Raw genomic sequence first — 14,205 nt, forward strand, 5'->3', positions numbered from 1 at the left:
AATATTTGCCTAGCTTTTAGGCGCAGCAGTACTTTCCCTGATGATTAATTCGGTGTCTAACAAGCGGGAGCCACTTTGTACTGAATGCCCTTGTAACTGTTCGAGTAATAGTAACATGGCTTGCTGACCAATTTGATAACGAGGTTGCGCCACCGTGGTTAAAGGTGGGTAGCAATACTGTGACAGCTTCAGATTGTCAAACCCGACCAACGAGACATCCTGCGGTATATTTAGCCCCATTCTCTTCGCCTGCCACATGGCCCCTATCGCCATCACATCATTGTGACAAAATATTGCTGTGGGTGGGTTGGGCAACGCCATCAGAGTGGCAAAGGTTTCAGCGCCCGCTTCATAGCTGAAGTCACCACGCAGAATATAGTCACTATCAACTGCGATCCCATTGCGGCGCAGCGCTTGAATATAGCCCTGTAGCCGATAATGGCTCAGCGGCAACGTCTCTGGCCCCGCCACACAGGCAATGCGCTGGTGCCCTAATTCATGCAGATAGTTCACTGCTTCATAGGCAGCGGTCAGATTATCGATATGTACTGTTGGCAGCTCCAGCTCAGGTGAGAACTCGTTTGCCATCACCATTGGCGGCAGATTGCGCTGCTCTTCTTTGCTGGCATCAAACGGCAGATTAGAACCTAACAGCAACATGCCATCGATCTGCTTGGTGATAATCAAGTTAACGAAGGTGCGCTCTTGCTGAGTTTGTTGTGCGCAATCGCCAATTAAGATCAGATAGTCTTGTTGGGCTGCCGCATGTTCAATGCCTTGAATGATGTCGGCAAAAAACGGATCGCTGATATCCGGTACGATAACCAGGATCGTGCGCGATTCGTTACGTTTAATGTTGCGAGATAAAGCGTGAGGAGAGTAACCCACAGCCAAGACAGCTTGCTCCACCTTTTGTCGGGTCACTGCTGAAACCTTTTCTGGATTCATCAATGCGCGTGACACCGTCGCAGTTGAAACGCCCGCCATTCCAGCAACGTCTTTCATGGTGGCTACCGTGAATTCTTTCTTCTCTTCCAACGCCTTTCTCCTTGCTCTGGCTCCATGCCAGCACTAATTGCTTTGAGATATCCCGAGGCCAATGGCTCAGGATATTAACGAGTTGTCACACGTCAACCGTGGTTATCGGTTAGCCGCGCTCATATCCTTTCATGGCAGTGTGGTTTCGGTTAAATACAGACTTTGGAACATTCTATACAGATAGTGGGGGCAATTTGTTACCTAATTTGCATTAAAAGTGTGACATAAGTGGGGTTTTTCGAACTGGCTCGCAGAAAGCAGGGTAAACGATTGCTTCGAGTGACAAATCAAACACCCAATCACCCATTTACACCCCAAATAAGATAAAGAGTTTTTATTACCCAAAGTCAGTGATTCGGGTAAGTGAATGCCGCTAACAACACTGCGGCGTCAAGGAAGAAAGACATTACCCAAAGTCATTGGCGTTGCAGCCAGGCAGCAAAGGAGTGAATCCCGATGAGCTTACATGAGTAAGTGATTCGGGTGAACGAGAGCAGCTAACACAGCTGCGGCGTCAAGGACGAAGGGTAATTAATTAGCTATCGATGGGATCGACGTCCAACGTCCACTTAACTTTTCGTGCTTGCGGCAATGTATTGATTAGTGGTTGAGAGGTTTTAATCAGCCGTTGCAGCAATTGCCTTGAGGGGTGCTGTAGCAAGAGTTGCCATCGGAAGCGCCCACCTCGTTTGGCTTGCAAGGCGGGTACTGGCCCCATGATCCAGAGGGCATCATCTTTGAGCGGACTGGCTTCCAATAAATTGCGCAATTGTTGCAGGAAAAGTGCTGACTGCTGATTATCGTGATCTTCGCTGCGCACGATGATATGGCTGGTATAGGGCGGTAAAAATACACTTTTACGCTCTGCCAGTGCTTGTTTGGCAAAGGCATCGTAGCCCTGTTGCAGCAGGATTTGCAGCAGTGGGTGTTCAGGGTGATGGGTTTGTAAAATGACTTCACCCTGCTTACCGGCGCGACCCGCACGGCCTGATACCTGGGTATAAAGCTGGGCAAAGCGCTCTGCTGAGCGAAAATCCGCCGAGAATAGCGCACCATCGACATCCAACAATGCCACCAACGTGACATCGGGGAAGTGATGCCCTTTCGCCAACATTTGCGTGCCAATCAAAATACGTGCACCGCCCTGATGGACATCCGCCAGATGCTGCTCCAGCGAGCCTTTGCGACTGGTGGTATCACGGTCAATTCGAGTGATTGGCGTGTCGGGGAACAGCGGGGCCAGCTCATTTTCCAGCTGTTCAGTGCCGACCCCCACCGAAACCAGATGCGTGGTCCCGCATTTCGGGCATTGCTGAGGCACTGGCCGCTGACTGTCACAATGGTGGCAACGCAACTGGCGGTGATTCTGATGCAGGGTGTAATAGTGGTCGCAGCGCTGACACTCGGCAATCCAGCCACACTCATGGCACAGTAACGCGGGCGCATATCCTCGGCGATTTAGAAACAAAATCACCTGATTATCTGCTGCCAAATGGGCCTTCATCCGTTTCAGCAGAGGCTGAGAAAGCCCCACTTTTAGCGGCAACCCTTTGAGATCAAGCAAGTGCTGCGCGGCGGGTTTGGCATTACCGGCTCGTTTACTCAGTGTTAGCTGGCGATATTTGCCCATCTGCACATTATGTAAGGTTTCCAGCGCGGGGGTGGCGGTGCCCATAACGATGGGAATGCCCTCTTCACGGGCGCGGAATACCGCTAAATCTCGCGCGTGATAGCGCCAACCCTCCTGCTGCTTGTAGGAGCTGTCGTGCTCCTCATCAATAATGATGACCCCCAGGCGGGAGAATGGCGTAAACAGCGCAGAGCGCGTACCAATCACAATCGCGGCTTCACCATTACGCGCCCGCAACCAGACCGACAGACGTTCACTGTCGTTTAAGCCAGAGTGTAACACCTCAACCGGTGCGTTAAACCGCTCACGGAAACGGGCGATGGTCTGCGGGGTCAGGCCAATCTCAGGCACCAACACCAGCGCCTGACGGCCCTGCGCCAAAATATTTTCCAGCACACTCAGATAAACTTCCGTTTTACCGGAACCCGTCACCCCCGCCAGCAACCAAGCCGCAAACTGGGTATCTTCGCTGCGGATCGCGCCAACGGCGGTGGCCTGCTCGGTATTTAGCCGTAGGCGCTCACCCAGCACGGCAAAACCCTGACGCCAATCGGTAGTCGCCACTTCTTGCGAGCGCAGATCAATCAACCCCTTGCTGCGCAAAGCTTGCAACGCGCTTTCGGTTAATGCCATTTCATTTACTTGATGGCGATAGACCGGTTTTTGCAATAATGCGGCAAGCGCCTGTTGCTGCTTGGGCGCACGTTTTAAGCTGTCCGGCGGGGTCGCGCGGCCCTGCTCGGTGGCAAACCATTGCCACAAAGGAGCTGCTTGTGCCGGTTTCCCTTGCCGCAACAGAATAGGCAGGGCATGAAACAGCACTTCGCCGATGGGATAGTGGTAGTAGTCGGTTGCCCAGCAGAGAATGCGCCACAAGCTGGGCGGGAATAAGCTGCGATCATCCAAAATGGTATCAATAGCTTTCAGTTGCTCAAGAGGGAATGCGCTGGTATCACTGATACCCACCACAATCCCGATGGCTTTGCGTTTACCAAACGGCACGCTGACGCGAGCACCCACCACCGGGCAGGCCATGGCGCTGTCTAATCGGTAATCAAAGGTACGGGCCAGCGGTACGGGTAAAGCCACTTGAACAACGGACATGTGTTGTCATCCTGAATAAAAAACTGACCTGAATAAAAAATGATTGAACAGTTTACACCGCATGCTTCACAATGTGCGGATTCGATTGCGCGGCTTTGGCAAATTCTGTATGATTCGCCGCCTTTGATATAATTCGATATCAAATTCTGTTAACAACCGTTGGTTACTTTATCAGCGATTGTTAGTTATCAATCGTGTGGTGTCTGGCGGAACAGGGCTGGATAGCGACACGGCCTAAATATAGAGGTTTCCATGAAACAAGGTATCCACCCTAAATACGATTTAGTTACTGCTTCTTGCTCTTGCGGTAACGTTATCAAGATCAACTCTACCGTTGGTCATGACCTGAATCTGGACGTGTGCGGCGAATGCCACCCGTTCTACACTGGCAAGCAGCGTGATGTTGCGACCGGTGGCCGTGTTGACCGCTTCAACAAGCGTTTCAGCGTGCCAGGTGCAGCTAAGAAGTAATCTCTGCCCGTCAGACGAAAAAGGCGCCTTAGGCGCCTTTTTTCATTTCTACTCCCCCATTCACATTCATTGATGAACAGGGTCGTTGTTGGAAATCAATATTCCCAAGTATCGGGATCAACACCCAATTCACGCATTAAAATCTTCGCGGCTTCCGGGATTTCATCACTGCGCTCTTTACGCAGATCTTCGTCATTCGGCAGCGGCTGGCCAGTAAATGCATGCAAAAAAGCCTCACACAACAATTCACTGTTGGTGGCGTGGCGCAGGTTATTCACCTGACGGCGGGTCCGTTCATCGGTGAGGATTTTTAACACCTTCAGCGGAATGGATACCGTAATTTTTTTGACCTGTTCGCTTTTCTTGCCGTGTTCAGCGTAAGGGCTGACATACTCGCCGTTCCACTCAGCCATGGGACACCTTAAATTTATCGGAAAAATACTAAATTCTGAAAACGGGCCAATTATGCCCGATCTTCGCTGTTCTCACTAAATAAATGTCAGTTTTACTAGACTAACGTCACTCATTTAATCATTTTCGCCATTTATTAATAGCCGATACCTTTCTCTGCCATCTTTACGGTTAAACAAAACCTCACCGAAACCTGACTGACATCATTAAGATATCTAAAACCTCTATAATTTTAGCGGTTATTATTCCATTGCTCAATCTATACGCAAAGAAGTTTAGATGTCCAGATGTATTGACGTCCGTAATTTGTGCGTCTACTCTGGCGTAACATTTTCTCGATCCCGGCTGGTGGAAATCCATATGACGCGTAAACAGGCAACAATAGCAGTCCGTAGTGGGTTGAACGATGACGAGCAATACGGCTGCGTTGTCCCCCCGATTCACCTCTCCAGTACTTACAACTTTATCGATTTCAATCAGCCACGCGCACATGACTATTCACGTCGCGGTAATCCAACGCGCGATGTGGTGCAGCGGGCCTTGGCTGAACTGGAAGGGGGCGCTGGTGCTGTGATGACCAGCAGCGGGATGTCGGCGATTCATTTGGTTTGCACCACATTTCTAAAGCCGGGCGATCTGCTGGTCGCGCCGCACGACTGTTATGGCGGCAGCTACCGTTTATTCGATAGCCTGAGCAAACGCGGGGCTTACCGCGTGCTGTTTGTTGATCAGGGTGATGAAGAGGCCCTGAGCCGCGCCTTGGCTGAAAAACCTAAGCTGGTATTGATTGAAACACCAAGCAACCCGCTACTGCGGGTGGTGGATATTGCCGCCATCTGCAAAGCCGCCCATGCCGTCGGCGCACTAACGGTTTGCGACAATACCTTCCTCAGCCCCGCCTTACAGCAGCCGCTCGCTTTAGGCGCGGATCTGGTAGTTCACTCCTGTACCAAATATCTGAATGGTCACTCGGATGTGGTGGCCGGTGCGGTGATTGCCAAAGATCCTGAGCTGGCGGTCGAGCTGGCCTGGTGGGCAAATAATATCGGCGTCACTGGTGCGGCGTTTGATAGCTATTTGTTATTACGCGGTTTGCGTACCTTGTCACCACGTATGGCCCAACAGCAACGTAATGCCGATGACATTGTTCGCTATTTACAGCAGCAGCCTTTGGTGAAAAAGCTGTATCATCCCTCTCTGCCACAACATCCCGGCCACGAAATTGCTTGCCGTCAGCAGTCAGGTTTTGGTGCGATGCTCAGTTTTGAGTTCGATGGTGATGAACAGGTGTTGCGCCGTTTTCTCTCTGCCCTTGAGCTGTTTACCTTGGCAGAGTCTTTGGGCGGCGTGGAGAGCCTTATCTCCCATGCAGCGACCATGACCCATGCCGGTATGGCGGCAGAAGCGCGCATTGCCGCCGGTATTACTGATAGCTTGTTGCGTATTTCCGTGGGTATTGAAGACAGCGAAGATTTGATTGCCGATTTGGAAAATGCCTTCCAGTTGGCGGGAACGAGGTAAGCATGAATGCAACAGCGGTAGCAGCGGCGGTCACTGGTCGTCAGCTGCATAAGTTTGGTGGTAGTAGCCTTGCGGACGTGAAGTGTTACCTGCGGGTGGCCAATATTATGGCCAACTACAGTCACCCCGGCGATCTGATGGTGGTGTCTGCGGCAGGGAGTACCACAAACCAACTGATCAGCTGGTTGAAACTCAGCCAAAGCGATCGCCTTTCTGCCCATCAGGTGCAGCAAAACTTGCGGCGTTATCAGCACGACCTGATCAGCGGGTTATTATCGCCAGAAATGGCTGAGCCACTGATTAGCGAGTTTATCCATGATTTGGAGCGGCTGGCCGGTTTGCTGGATAACAAAATCGACGATGCAACTTATGCCGAAGTAGTTGGCCATGGTGAGATTTGGTCCGCCCGCCTAATGGCTGCGGTGCTAAACAAGCTGGATATGAAGGCCAGCTGGCTGGATGCACGCAGTTTCCTACGTGCTGAGCGGGCGGCACAACCTCAGATCGATGAAGGCCGCTCTTATCCGTTGTTGCAACAATTGATCGCGCAGCACCCACATCAACGGTTAGTGGTGACCGGCTTTATCTCGCGCAATAACGCCGGTGAAACCGTGCTGTTAGGGCGTAACGGCAGTGACTATTCCGCGACACAAGTTGGTGCGCTGGCAGGTGTCGAACGAGTCACCATCTGGAGTGACGTTGCCGGGGTCTACAGTGCTGACCCGCGCAAAGTGAAAGATGCCTGTCTGCTGCCCCTGCTGCGGTTGGATGAAGCCAGTGAACTGGCCCGTTTGGCGGCACCGGTGTTGCACACCCGCACATTACAGCCAGTTTCAGGCAGTGATATCGATTTACAACTGCGCTGTAGCTACCAGCCGGAACAAGGTTCCACCCGCATTGAGCGGGTATTGGCCTCTGGCTCGGGTGCCAAAATTGTCACCAGCCACGATGATGTCTGCCTGATTGAATTGCAGATTGCGGGCCATCATGACTTCTCACTGGCGCAGAAAGAGATAGACCTGCTGCTTAAACGCGCGCAAATCAAGCCGCTGGCGACAGGTATTCATCCGGATCGCAACTTGCTGCAACTTTGCTATACCTCAGAAGTGGTGAACAGTGCGCTCCGCGTGCTGGAAGATGCCACCTTGCCGGGGAGACTATCCCTGCGCGAAGGGCTGGCACTGGTGGCACTGGTCGGCGCGGGGGTGAGTAAGAATCCACTGCACAGCCATCGATTCTACCAACAGCTGAAAGATCAACCGGTTGAGTTTATCTGGCAAGCGGAAGATGGTATCAGCCTGGTGGCCGTTCTGCGCCTTGGGCCGACAGAGCACCTGATTCAGGGTCTGCATCAGTCGTTATTCCGGGCGGAAAAACGTATCGGTTTAGTGCTGTTCGGCAAAGGCAATATCGGCGCGCGCTGGCTGGAGCTGTTTGCTCGCGAGCAAAAGAATATTTCAGCCCGCAGTGGTTTTGAATTCGTGCTGGCTGGGGTGGTGGATAGCCGCCGCAGCTTACTGAGCTATGACGGGCTAGACGCCAGCCGGACATTGGCATTTTACGATGACGAAGCCATAGAGCAGGATGAAGAGTCGCTGTTCTTGTGGATGCGAGCGCACCCGTTTGACGATCTGGTGGTGTTGGATGTGACTGCCAGCGAGTCACTGGCAGAGCAATATTTGGATTTCGCCAGCTACGGTTTCCACGTTATCAGCGCCAACAAACTGGCTGGGGCCTCCAGCAGCAATAACTATCGCCAAATCCGCGATGCCTTCGCCAAAACAGGTCGTCACTGGCTGTATAACGCCACGGTCGGCGCGGGTTTGCCAGTTAACCACACCGTGCGTGACCTGCGTGATAGCGGCGACAGCATTCTGGCCATTAGCGGTATTTTCTCCGGCACACTCTCTTGGCTGTTCCTGCAATTTGACGGCAGTGTGCCCTTTACCGAGCTGGTGGATCAAGCCTGGCAACAAGGGCTGACCGAGCCGGACCCGCGAGTGGATCTCTCCGGTCAGGATGTGATGCGCAAGTTGGTGATCCTGGCCCGTGAAGCGGGTTACGACATTGAACCGAATCAGGTGCGGGTAGAGTCGCTGGTACCTGCCGGTGCCGATGTTGGCTCAGTGGATCAGTTCTTCGAAAACGGTGAAGCATTGAATCAGCAAATGGTTCAGCGCTTAGAAGCCGCGAATGAAATGGGTCTGGTGTTACGTTACGTGGCACGCTTTGATGCCAATGGTAAAGCACGGGTGGGGGTTGAAGCCGTGCGTGCTGACCATCCACTGGCCTCCCTGCTGCCATGCGATAACGTCTTCGCCATTGAGAGCCGTTGGTATCGCGATAATCCACTGGTGATCCGTGGCCCTGGCGCTGGCCGCGATGTCACTGCCGGTGCAATTCAATCTGATTTAAACCGCCTGTCTCAACTACTGTAACCTGCATTCACTCGCCTCTTCTACCCACCATAGAAGAGGCGAAATCCGCGCCCCACCGCTGTTTTACTCGCAACATGAATTTTCTGCGCAATCCGTGTGAATATTAATCATCGGCCTAAACTTATTTAAACGTTGACTCTTTAGCCAACTTCCGGCACCTTCTATTTAGCCATCTAAACGTATAGACGCTCACAAATGGGCGGTAACAAATAACATAAGTCGTTATAGCGACAATGGAGTGACAGGGTATGAGTTTTTTTCACGCAAACCAGCGGGAAGCGCTAAATCAAAGTCTGGCGGAGCTGCAAGGCCAAATTAATGTTTCTTTTGAGTTTTTCCCGCCGCGTACTAGCGAGATGGAAGAGACCCTGTGGAGCTCGATTGATCGCCTGAGCACCCTGAAACCAAAATTTGTTTCGGTGACTTATGGTGCCAACTCCGGCGAACGCGATCGTACCCATAGCATCATCAAAGGAATTAAAGAGCGTACCGGTCTTGAAGCCGCGCCACATCTGACCTGCGTGGATGCATCTCCGACTCAGTTACGTGATATTGCGGCTGATTACTGGAATAGCGGCATCCGCCATATCGTGGCCCTGCGCGGTGATTTACCCCCGGATAGCGGCAAACCAGAAATGTATGCCTCTGATTTGGTGACCTTGCTGAAAGACGTGGGTGACTTTGATATCTCGGTGGCGGCTTACCCGGAAGTTCATCCCGAAGCGAAGAGCGCACAAGCTGACCTGATTAACCTGAAGCGCAAGATTGATGCAGGCGCTAACCGTGCTATTACGCAGTTCTTTTTTGATGTCGAGAGCTACCTGCGCTTTCGCGACCGCTGCGTAGCCACCGGTATTGACGTCGAAATCGTACCGGGCATCTTACCGGTTTCCAACTTTAAGCAGCTTCAGCGCTTCGCCACCATGACCAATGTGCGGGTGCCTAATTGGATGACTACCATCTTTGAAGGGCTGGATAACGACCCTGAGACACGTAAAATGGTCGGTGCTTCGGTAGCGATGGACATGGTAAAAATCTTAAGCCGCGAAGGCGTGAAGGATTTCCACTTCTATACCCTGAACCGCGCTGAGTTGAGTTATGCGATTTGCCATACCTTGGGGGTCAGACCTTAGACGTTATCAGGCCTTAGGCGCTAAATGTATTTAGCGAACAGATAACCGGCAAGGGGGGTTTAGCATCTAACCCCTCCTTTGCCTCTCCCCAACACATCTACCTATGCTTTGTCTGCCAGAAACTTCACCGGCACAGCGGGCGGACCAAAACGGTTATCACCGTCAGTTCCCAGAAATGCGCCGCAGTCGATAAACATCATGACAATAATTAGCGTGGGAATGAAGCGCCCGACACCCCATTGCCAGATAGGGGCCAGCATCTGCCAGTTACCCGCCATCAGCATCCAGGCCAGCACCACCAGAAACGCCCACCAGCCGGCTTTATTGCGGTCATGCAGCCGCTTAACTACCACCGCCGCTGTTGGCCACAGTAAAAAAACGATCGCAAAAGCAGCGGTCTGAATAGGTAGCCAATCCTGCCCGGCTAGCGTAAAAATCACCAGCATCGCCATGAGCCACAGGCCGATCCAGATCCAAAAATCCCGCCGCCCGATACGGCCTTTAAATGAAAAACACCACTGCTGTATTGTCATCGATGAACTGATCCACTGACCTGATTTAATAGTGCCAGAGTGTAACTCAACCACACTGCCAACCGACAAACTTTGCTGTGAATTTTGACAATCACCCCCGATTACCGTTTTAATCCCCCCACACACTTCTAACGACGGCGTAAGTCATGAGAAAAGAAATTGCCGCAACACTAACCCTACTGCTGCTTATAGCAACGGTTAGCCGCGCTCATGCCGATCCCGCAGACGACAGTGGTCAGCCAACGGAAGAGGCACAACCGACTGCACCTTATCTGCTTTCTGGCGCACCAACCTTTGATTTAACTATAGTTAAATTTCGTGAAAATTATAACCACGCCAACCCGACACTGCCCATTAGTGAGTTTCACGCCATCACCGTCAAAGGCGATGCGCCACCACTGACTCGGGCGGCCAGCAAGATCAATGAAAATCTCTATGCTTCAACCGCGCTGGAGAGAGGCACCGGTAAGATTAAAACCTTACAAATTACCTACTTGCCAATTAAAGGGAGCGAGGAGAAAGCAGCCCGACTGGTGGCGGTCAATTACATGGCGGCCCTGATGCGACAGTTTGAACCGACACTCACACTACAGCAGAGTATTGAGAACGTGCAGCAGCTGTTGACTAAAGGTAAAGGCTCGACTTTCTACACTCATCCTGTCGGCGCAATTCGCTATGTTGTAGCAGATAACGGCGAAAAGGGGCTTACCTTCGCTGTTGAACCGATTAAGCTGTCACTATCAGAAGCATAACTCGCCGCAATTAATGACGAAAAGCAAAGCCATTGTCACTAATCATCTCTATACTGTTGGACAGGTAAACTGCCTGTCGGGCAGTCATTATTATTGACCCTCGTGTCCCTTTGTTGGAGGAAGAAACATGCGTCATCCATTAGTTATGGGTAACTGGAAACTGAACGGTAGCACTCACATGGTTAACGAGCTTATCGCTGGCCTGCGTAAAGAATTGAGCACCGTTGACGGTTGTGGTGTTGCCATTGCGCCACCGGCTATCTATCTGAATCAAGCTAAACATGAGCTGTCAGGTAGCCGTATCACTCTGGGTGCACAGAACGTTGATGTGAATCTGTCCGGCGCATTCACTGGCGAAACCTCGGCTGAAATGCTGAAAGACGTGGGTGCCCAATATATCATCATCGGTCACTCTGAGCGCCGCACTTATCACAAAGAAAGTGATGAATTGATCGCCAAGAAATTCGGCGTATTGAAAGAGACTGGCCTAATCCCAGTACTGTGCATCGGTGAATCCGAAGCAGAAAACGAAGCGGGTCAAACTGAAGCTGTTTGCGCTAAGCAGCTGGATGCCGTGCTGAACACCTTGGGCGTGAAAGCGTTCGAAGGCGCAGTGATCGCTTACGAGCCTATCTGGGCGATCGGTACTGGCAAATCAGCCACCCCAGCACAGGCTCAAGCGGTTCACAAATTCATCCGTGACCATATTGCCAAGCTTGATGCTGCGGTTGCAGAACAAGTGATCATTCAGTACGGCGGTTCTGTTAACGACAAAAACGCAGCAGAACTGTTCACCCAGCCTGATATCGATGGCGCACTGGTTGGCGGTGCTTCACTGAAAGCAGATGCCTTCGCGGTTATCGTGAAAGCAGCAGCAAAAGCTAAAAAAGCCTGATTCAGGTTTAAGTCGCTACTGATTAAGCCGGAGCAGTTGCTTCGGCTTTTTTATAGCGCTACTTCTTAAACTCTTTCTGATATAAATCAATACCATCTTCCCCGACCCGTCCTAAGAAGTGACTGATTTCTGCGCTCATCTTTGCAAGCTCAGTAATTTCACAGCTTAAATAGGTTTTCTTCTGTGTATCAAAAAAATGAATAGTATCGCTATCTTTAAATTTAATCACATTACAGGCGTGTCCTTTCGTCGTACCCGGCAACCTAGTTCGCCAGGCTGGCCGATGAATCACCAGAACCCCATATAACTCACTATCAGGTTTATATTGTTTTAGTTGAGTTATTAGTTCCGTAACCGATCCCCCCTCACTACCAGAAACAGGCAGCCCCATATTACCTTTGACATCCGCACCTCTTAACGTCGGCAACGAACAATATAACTTATTGTTTTCTAAAGTATCAATCACTGCCGTCGCGCAAGATGCACAGTTGGTTTGCCCAAAACCCTGAATCCCAAAGAGTGCGAGCAAAGCAGCCAAAGGCCGAAATAACAAAGGCGGTTTACCGTCGCGATTTACCTCTTTTAATAAGACATCGAAATATTCTTTAGGATTTTTAGCGTAATCCGGCAGTTTTATATCTGAGTCTTCCCTATTTTTTATTGCCGCTGGTGGTATGTAGGTTTGTGAGCCTATAAGGAGTGTTGATTCCAAATATTCAAATGAACCATCACCTAGATCGCTGGTACTTTGTAGTGATACACTAGAGTCTTTTCTTTCTAATGGCTTACACGGTGCTATTGATGCTGAAACTGACGGAGTGATTGTCTGGCTAGAAATATTCATAATTCCCCCCAATAAGCTGTGCAGCCTTAATGGCTGATACAACTCAATAACGTATTCGGTCGTGGTTAGCGAATTGGGGAGTTGGTATCTATAAGAAAGATAATATTTATGAAAATAAGCAGGGAATTGATCCGATTAATATCACAAAACGCCCGCAAGCATTAACTTATGGGCGTTTTTATTCGCGACAACAATCAGCGCACTATCTTAGCGTTTACTGATCTCATCAAACACACCGCCAGTGGCGAAATGTGTCTGCTGCGCTTTGGTCCAGCCACCGAAAACTTCATCAATAGTAAACAGCTTTAGTTGCGGGAACTCACTGGCAAATTTGGCCGCTACAGCCGGATCACGTGGGCGGTAGTAATTCTTAGCCGCGATAGTCTGGCCTTCTGGTGAATAGAGGTATTTCAAATAGGCATCAGCAACCTCGCGGGTGCCGCGCTTATCGACCACTTTATCCACCACCGACACCGTCGGCTCCGCCAGAATCGACACACTTGGCGTGATGATATCAAACTTATCTTTGCCCACTTCATTCACCGCCAGCAGAGCTTCGTTTTCCCAGGCAATCAGCACATCACCAATGCCACGTTCAACGAAGGTATTGGTGGCACCACGCGCGCCAGAGTCCAGCACTTCCACATTCTTATACAGGGTTTTGACAAACTCCTGCGCCTTGGCCTGATCGTTATTGTTATGCTCTAACGCATAACCCCAGGCTGCCAGATAGTTCCAACGCGCACCACCGGAGGTTTTTGGATTCGGGGTGATCACTGAGATGCCCGGTTTTACCAGATCTGACCAATCATGAATCTGCTTAGGATTCCCTTTACGCACCAAAAACACGATGGTTGAGGTGTAAGGTGCAGAGTTATCCGGCAGTCGCTTGATCCAATTTTTATCAATGCGACCACGCTCAGCAATAGCATCGACATCATAAGCCAGTGCCAGTGTCACCACATCGGCCTCAATACCATTAATCACCGAGGTCGCCTGCTTACCAGAGCCGCCGTGGGATTGACGCACTGTCACTTTGTCGCCGGTTTGTTGTTCCCAATGTTTACTGAATGCCTGGTTATATTCCTGATAAAACTCGCGTGTCGGATCATAAGACACATTCAGTAATTGAATATCTTTTGCCATGGCACCTGATGCCAACAGCAGTAACGACAAACCCACACCCCATTTACGCATTGACCCGCTCCCCAGAATGATTGTTATTAATCTAAATAATTGCTATCAACCTAAATGGTTTTAACTTAAATGCTAATCAACCCAATTGGTTGGCTTGATACAGAGCGTGCCAGAAACTATTCATCCAATTAAAGAATAAAAAACTTCTGATTATATCAATACGAAATATACAGTCCCTGAAATCGGGATAGGGGCTGATCTCACAACCAGCCTCCTCCCACACCACCGTACATACGGG

Annotated in this window: 12 protein-coding genes; 6 read left to right on the plus strand and 6 right to left on the minus strand. The window is 50.7% G+C overall.

All coding sequences use genetic code 11. From position 1 onward, the window contains the following. Positions 1-9: 9 nt before the first annotated feature. Together cytR and priA are read right to left on the minus strand one after the other, a co-directional pair. On the minus strand, positions 10-1,038 hold the full coding sequence (gene cytR, locus AACW11_RS10180; protein ID WP_212586698.1) for a DNA-binding transcriptional regulator CytR: 1,029 nt from the start codon (positions 1,036-1,038) through the stop codon (positions 10-12). Between the two features lie 535 nt (positions 1,039-1,573). Next, complete coding sequence (gene priA, locus AACW11_RS10185; protein ID WP_212586699.1) at positions 1,574-3,772, minus strand: primosomal protein N'; 2,199 nt, start codon at positions 3,770-3,772, stop codon at positions 1,574-1,576. A gap of 252 nt (positions 3,773-4,024) precedes the next feature. On the opposite strand from priA, the gene rpmE reads away from it, so the two are divergent. Further along, the gene (rpmE, locus tag AACW11_RS10190) at positions 4,025-4,243 is read left to right on the plus strand and encodes a 50S ribosomal protein L31 (protein WP_004876115.1); all 219 of its coding nucleotides are present in this window, start codon (positions 4,025-4,027) and stop codon (positions 4,241-4,243) included. A 95-nt stretch (positions 4,244-4,338) separates the two neighbouring features. Here rpmE and metJ read toward each other — a convergent pair whose 3' ends face one another. Then, the gene (metJ, locus tag AACW11_RS10195; RefSeq protein WP_004392248.1) at positions 4,339-4,656 is read right to left on the minus strand and encodes a met regulon transcriptional regulator MetJ; all 318 of its coding nucleotides are present in this window, start codon (positions 4,654-4,656) and stop codon (positions 4,339-4,341) included. A gap of 358 nt (positions 4,657-5,014) precedes the next feature. On the opposite strand from metJ, the gene metB reads away from it, so the two are divergent. The 3 genes from metB to metF all read left to right on the plus strand — a co-directional run bounded on the left by metB (position 5,015) and on the right by metF (position 9,746). Further along, the gene (metB, locus tag AACW11_RS10200) at positions 5,015-6,175 is read left to right on the plus strand and encodes a cystathionine gamma-synthase (RefSeq protein ID WP_212586700.1); all 1,161 of its coding nucleotides are present in this window, start codon (positions 5,015-5,017) and stop codon (positions 6,173-6,175) included. 2 nt (positions 6,176-6,177) lie between these two features. After that, positions 6,178-8,613: a bifunctional aspartate kinase/homoserine dehydrogenase II gene (locus AACW11_RS10205; protein WP_212586701.1), complete on the plus strand. Its 2,436-nt coding sequence runs from the start codon at positions 6,178-6,180 to the stop codon at positions 8,611-8,613. Positions 8,614-8,861: 248 nt separating this feature from the next. Next, positions 8,862-9,746, plus strand: coding sequence for a methylenetetrahydrofolate reductase (metF, locus tag AACW11_RS10210; RefSeq protein WP_049612705.1), 885 nt, complete (start codon positions 8,862-8,864; stop codon positions 9,744-9,746). Positions 9,747-9,847: 101 nt separating this feature from the next. On the opposite strand, the gene AACW11_RS10215 is transcribed toward metF, so the two are convergent. Continuing rightward, positions 9,848-10,279, minus strand: a complete 432-nt coding sequence (locus tag AACW11_RS10215) for a DUF805 domain-containing protein (RefSeq protein WP_032899073.1) — start codon at positions 10,277-10,279, stop codon at positions 9,848-9,850. 146 nt (positions 10,280-10,425) lie between these two features. On the opposite strand from AACW11_RS10215, the gene AACW11_RS10220 reads away from it, so the two are divergent. Beyond that, the gene (locus tag AACW11_RS10220; protein ID WP_212586702.1) at positions 10,426-11,031 is read left to right on the plus strand and encodes a DUF1454 family protein; all 606 of its coding nucleotides are present in this window, start codon (positions 10,426-10,428) and stop codon (positions 11,029-11,031) included. A 127-nt stretch (positions 11,032-11,158) separates the two neighbouring features. Beyond that, a complete protein-coding gene (tpiA, locus tag AACW11_RS10225) occupies positions 11,159-11,926 on the plus strand; it encodes a triose-phosphate isomerase (RefSeq protein WP_145494344.1) in 768 nt (255 codons plus the stop codon). A gap of 58 nt (positions 11,927-11,984) precedes the next feature. Here tpiA and AACW11_RS10230 read toward each other — a convergent pair whose 3' ends face one another. Both AACW11_RS10230 and AACW11_RS10235 read right to left on the minus strand, forming a co-directional pair. Continuing rightward, positions 11,985-12,770 (minus strand): toxin glutamine deamidase domain-containing protein, encoded by a 786-nt coding sequence (locus tag AACW11_RS10230; RefSeq protein ID WP_212586703.1) that lies wholly within the window; start codon positions 12,768-12,770, stop codon positions 11,985-11,987. A gap of 207 nt (positions 12,771-12,977) precedes the next feature. Then, entirely contained in the window at positions 12,978-13,967 is a 990-nt protein-coding gene (locus AACW11_RS10235; protein ID WP_212586704.1) for a sulfate ABC transporter substrate-binding protein, read from the minus strand. Positions 13,968-14,205: the final 238 nt, after the last annotated feature.

The organism is Yersinia sp. Marseille-Q3913, from assembly GCF_963892745.1.
Taxonomy (GTDB): domain Bacteria; phylum Pseudomonadota; class Gammaproteobacteria; order Enterobacterales; family Enterobacteriaceae; genus Yersinia; species Yersinia bercovieri.

Excerpts from the sequence above, each read along its gene's own strand:
- AACW11_RS10215 (WP_032899073.1), bottom strand. The coding sequence starts at position 10,279 with ATGACAATACAGCAGTGGTGTTTTTCATTTAAAGGCCGTATCGGGCGG.
- rpmE (WP_004876115.1), top strand. The coding sequence starts at position 4,025 with ATGAAACAAGGTATCCACCCTAAATACGATTTAGTTACTGCTTCTTGC.
- AACW11_RS10235 (WP_212586704.1), bottom strand. The coding sequence starts at position 13,967 with ATGCGTAAATGGGGTGTGGGTTTGTCGTTACTGCTGTTGGCATCAGGT.
- tpiA (WP_145494344.1), top strand. The coding sequence starts at position 11,159 with ATGCGTCATCCATTAGTTATGGGTAACTGGAAACTGAACGGTAGCACT.
- AACW11_RS10220 (WP_212586702.1), top strand. The coding sequence starts at position 10,426 with ATGAGAAAAGAAATTGCCGCAACACTAACCCTACTGCTGCTTATAGCA.
- metJ (WP_004392248.1), bottom strand. The coding sequence starts at position 4,656 with ATGGCTGAGTGGAACGGCGAGTATGTCAGCCCTTACGCTGAACACGGC.
- AACW11_RS10205 (WP_212586701.1), top strand. The coding sequence starts at position 6,178 with ATGAATGCAACAGCGGTAGCAGCGGCGGTCACTGGTCGTCAGCTGCAT.
- AACW11_RS10230 (WP_212586703.1), bottom strand. The coding sequence starts at position 12,770 with ATGAATATTTCTAGCCAGACAATCACTCCGTCAGTTTCAGCATCAATA.
- metF (WP_049612705.1), top strand. The coding sequence starts at position 8,862 with ATGAGTTTTTTTCACGCAAACCAGCGGGAAGCGCTAAATCAAAGTCTG.
- metB (WP_212586700.1), top strand. The coding sequence starts at position 5,015 with ATGACGCGTAAACAGGCAACAATAGCAGTCCGTAGTGGGTTGAACGAT.
- priA (WP_212586699.1), bottom strand. The coding sequence starts at position 3,772 with ATGTCCGTTGTTCAAGTGGCTTTACCCGTACCGCTGGCCCGTACCTTT.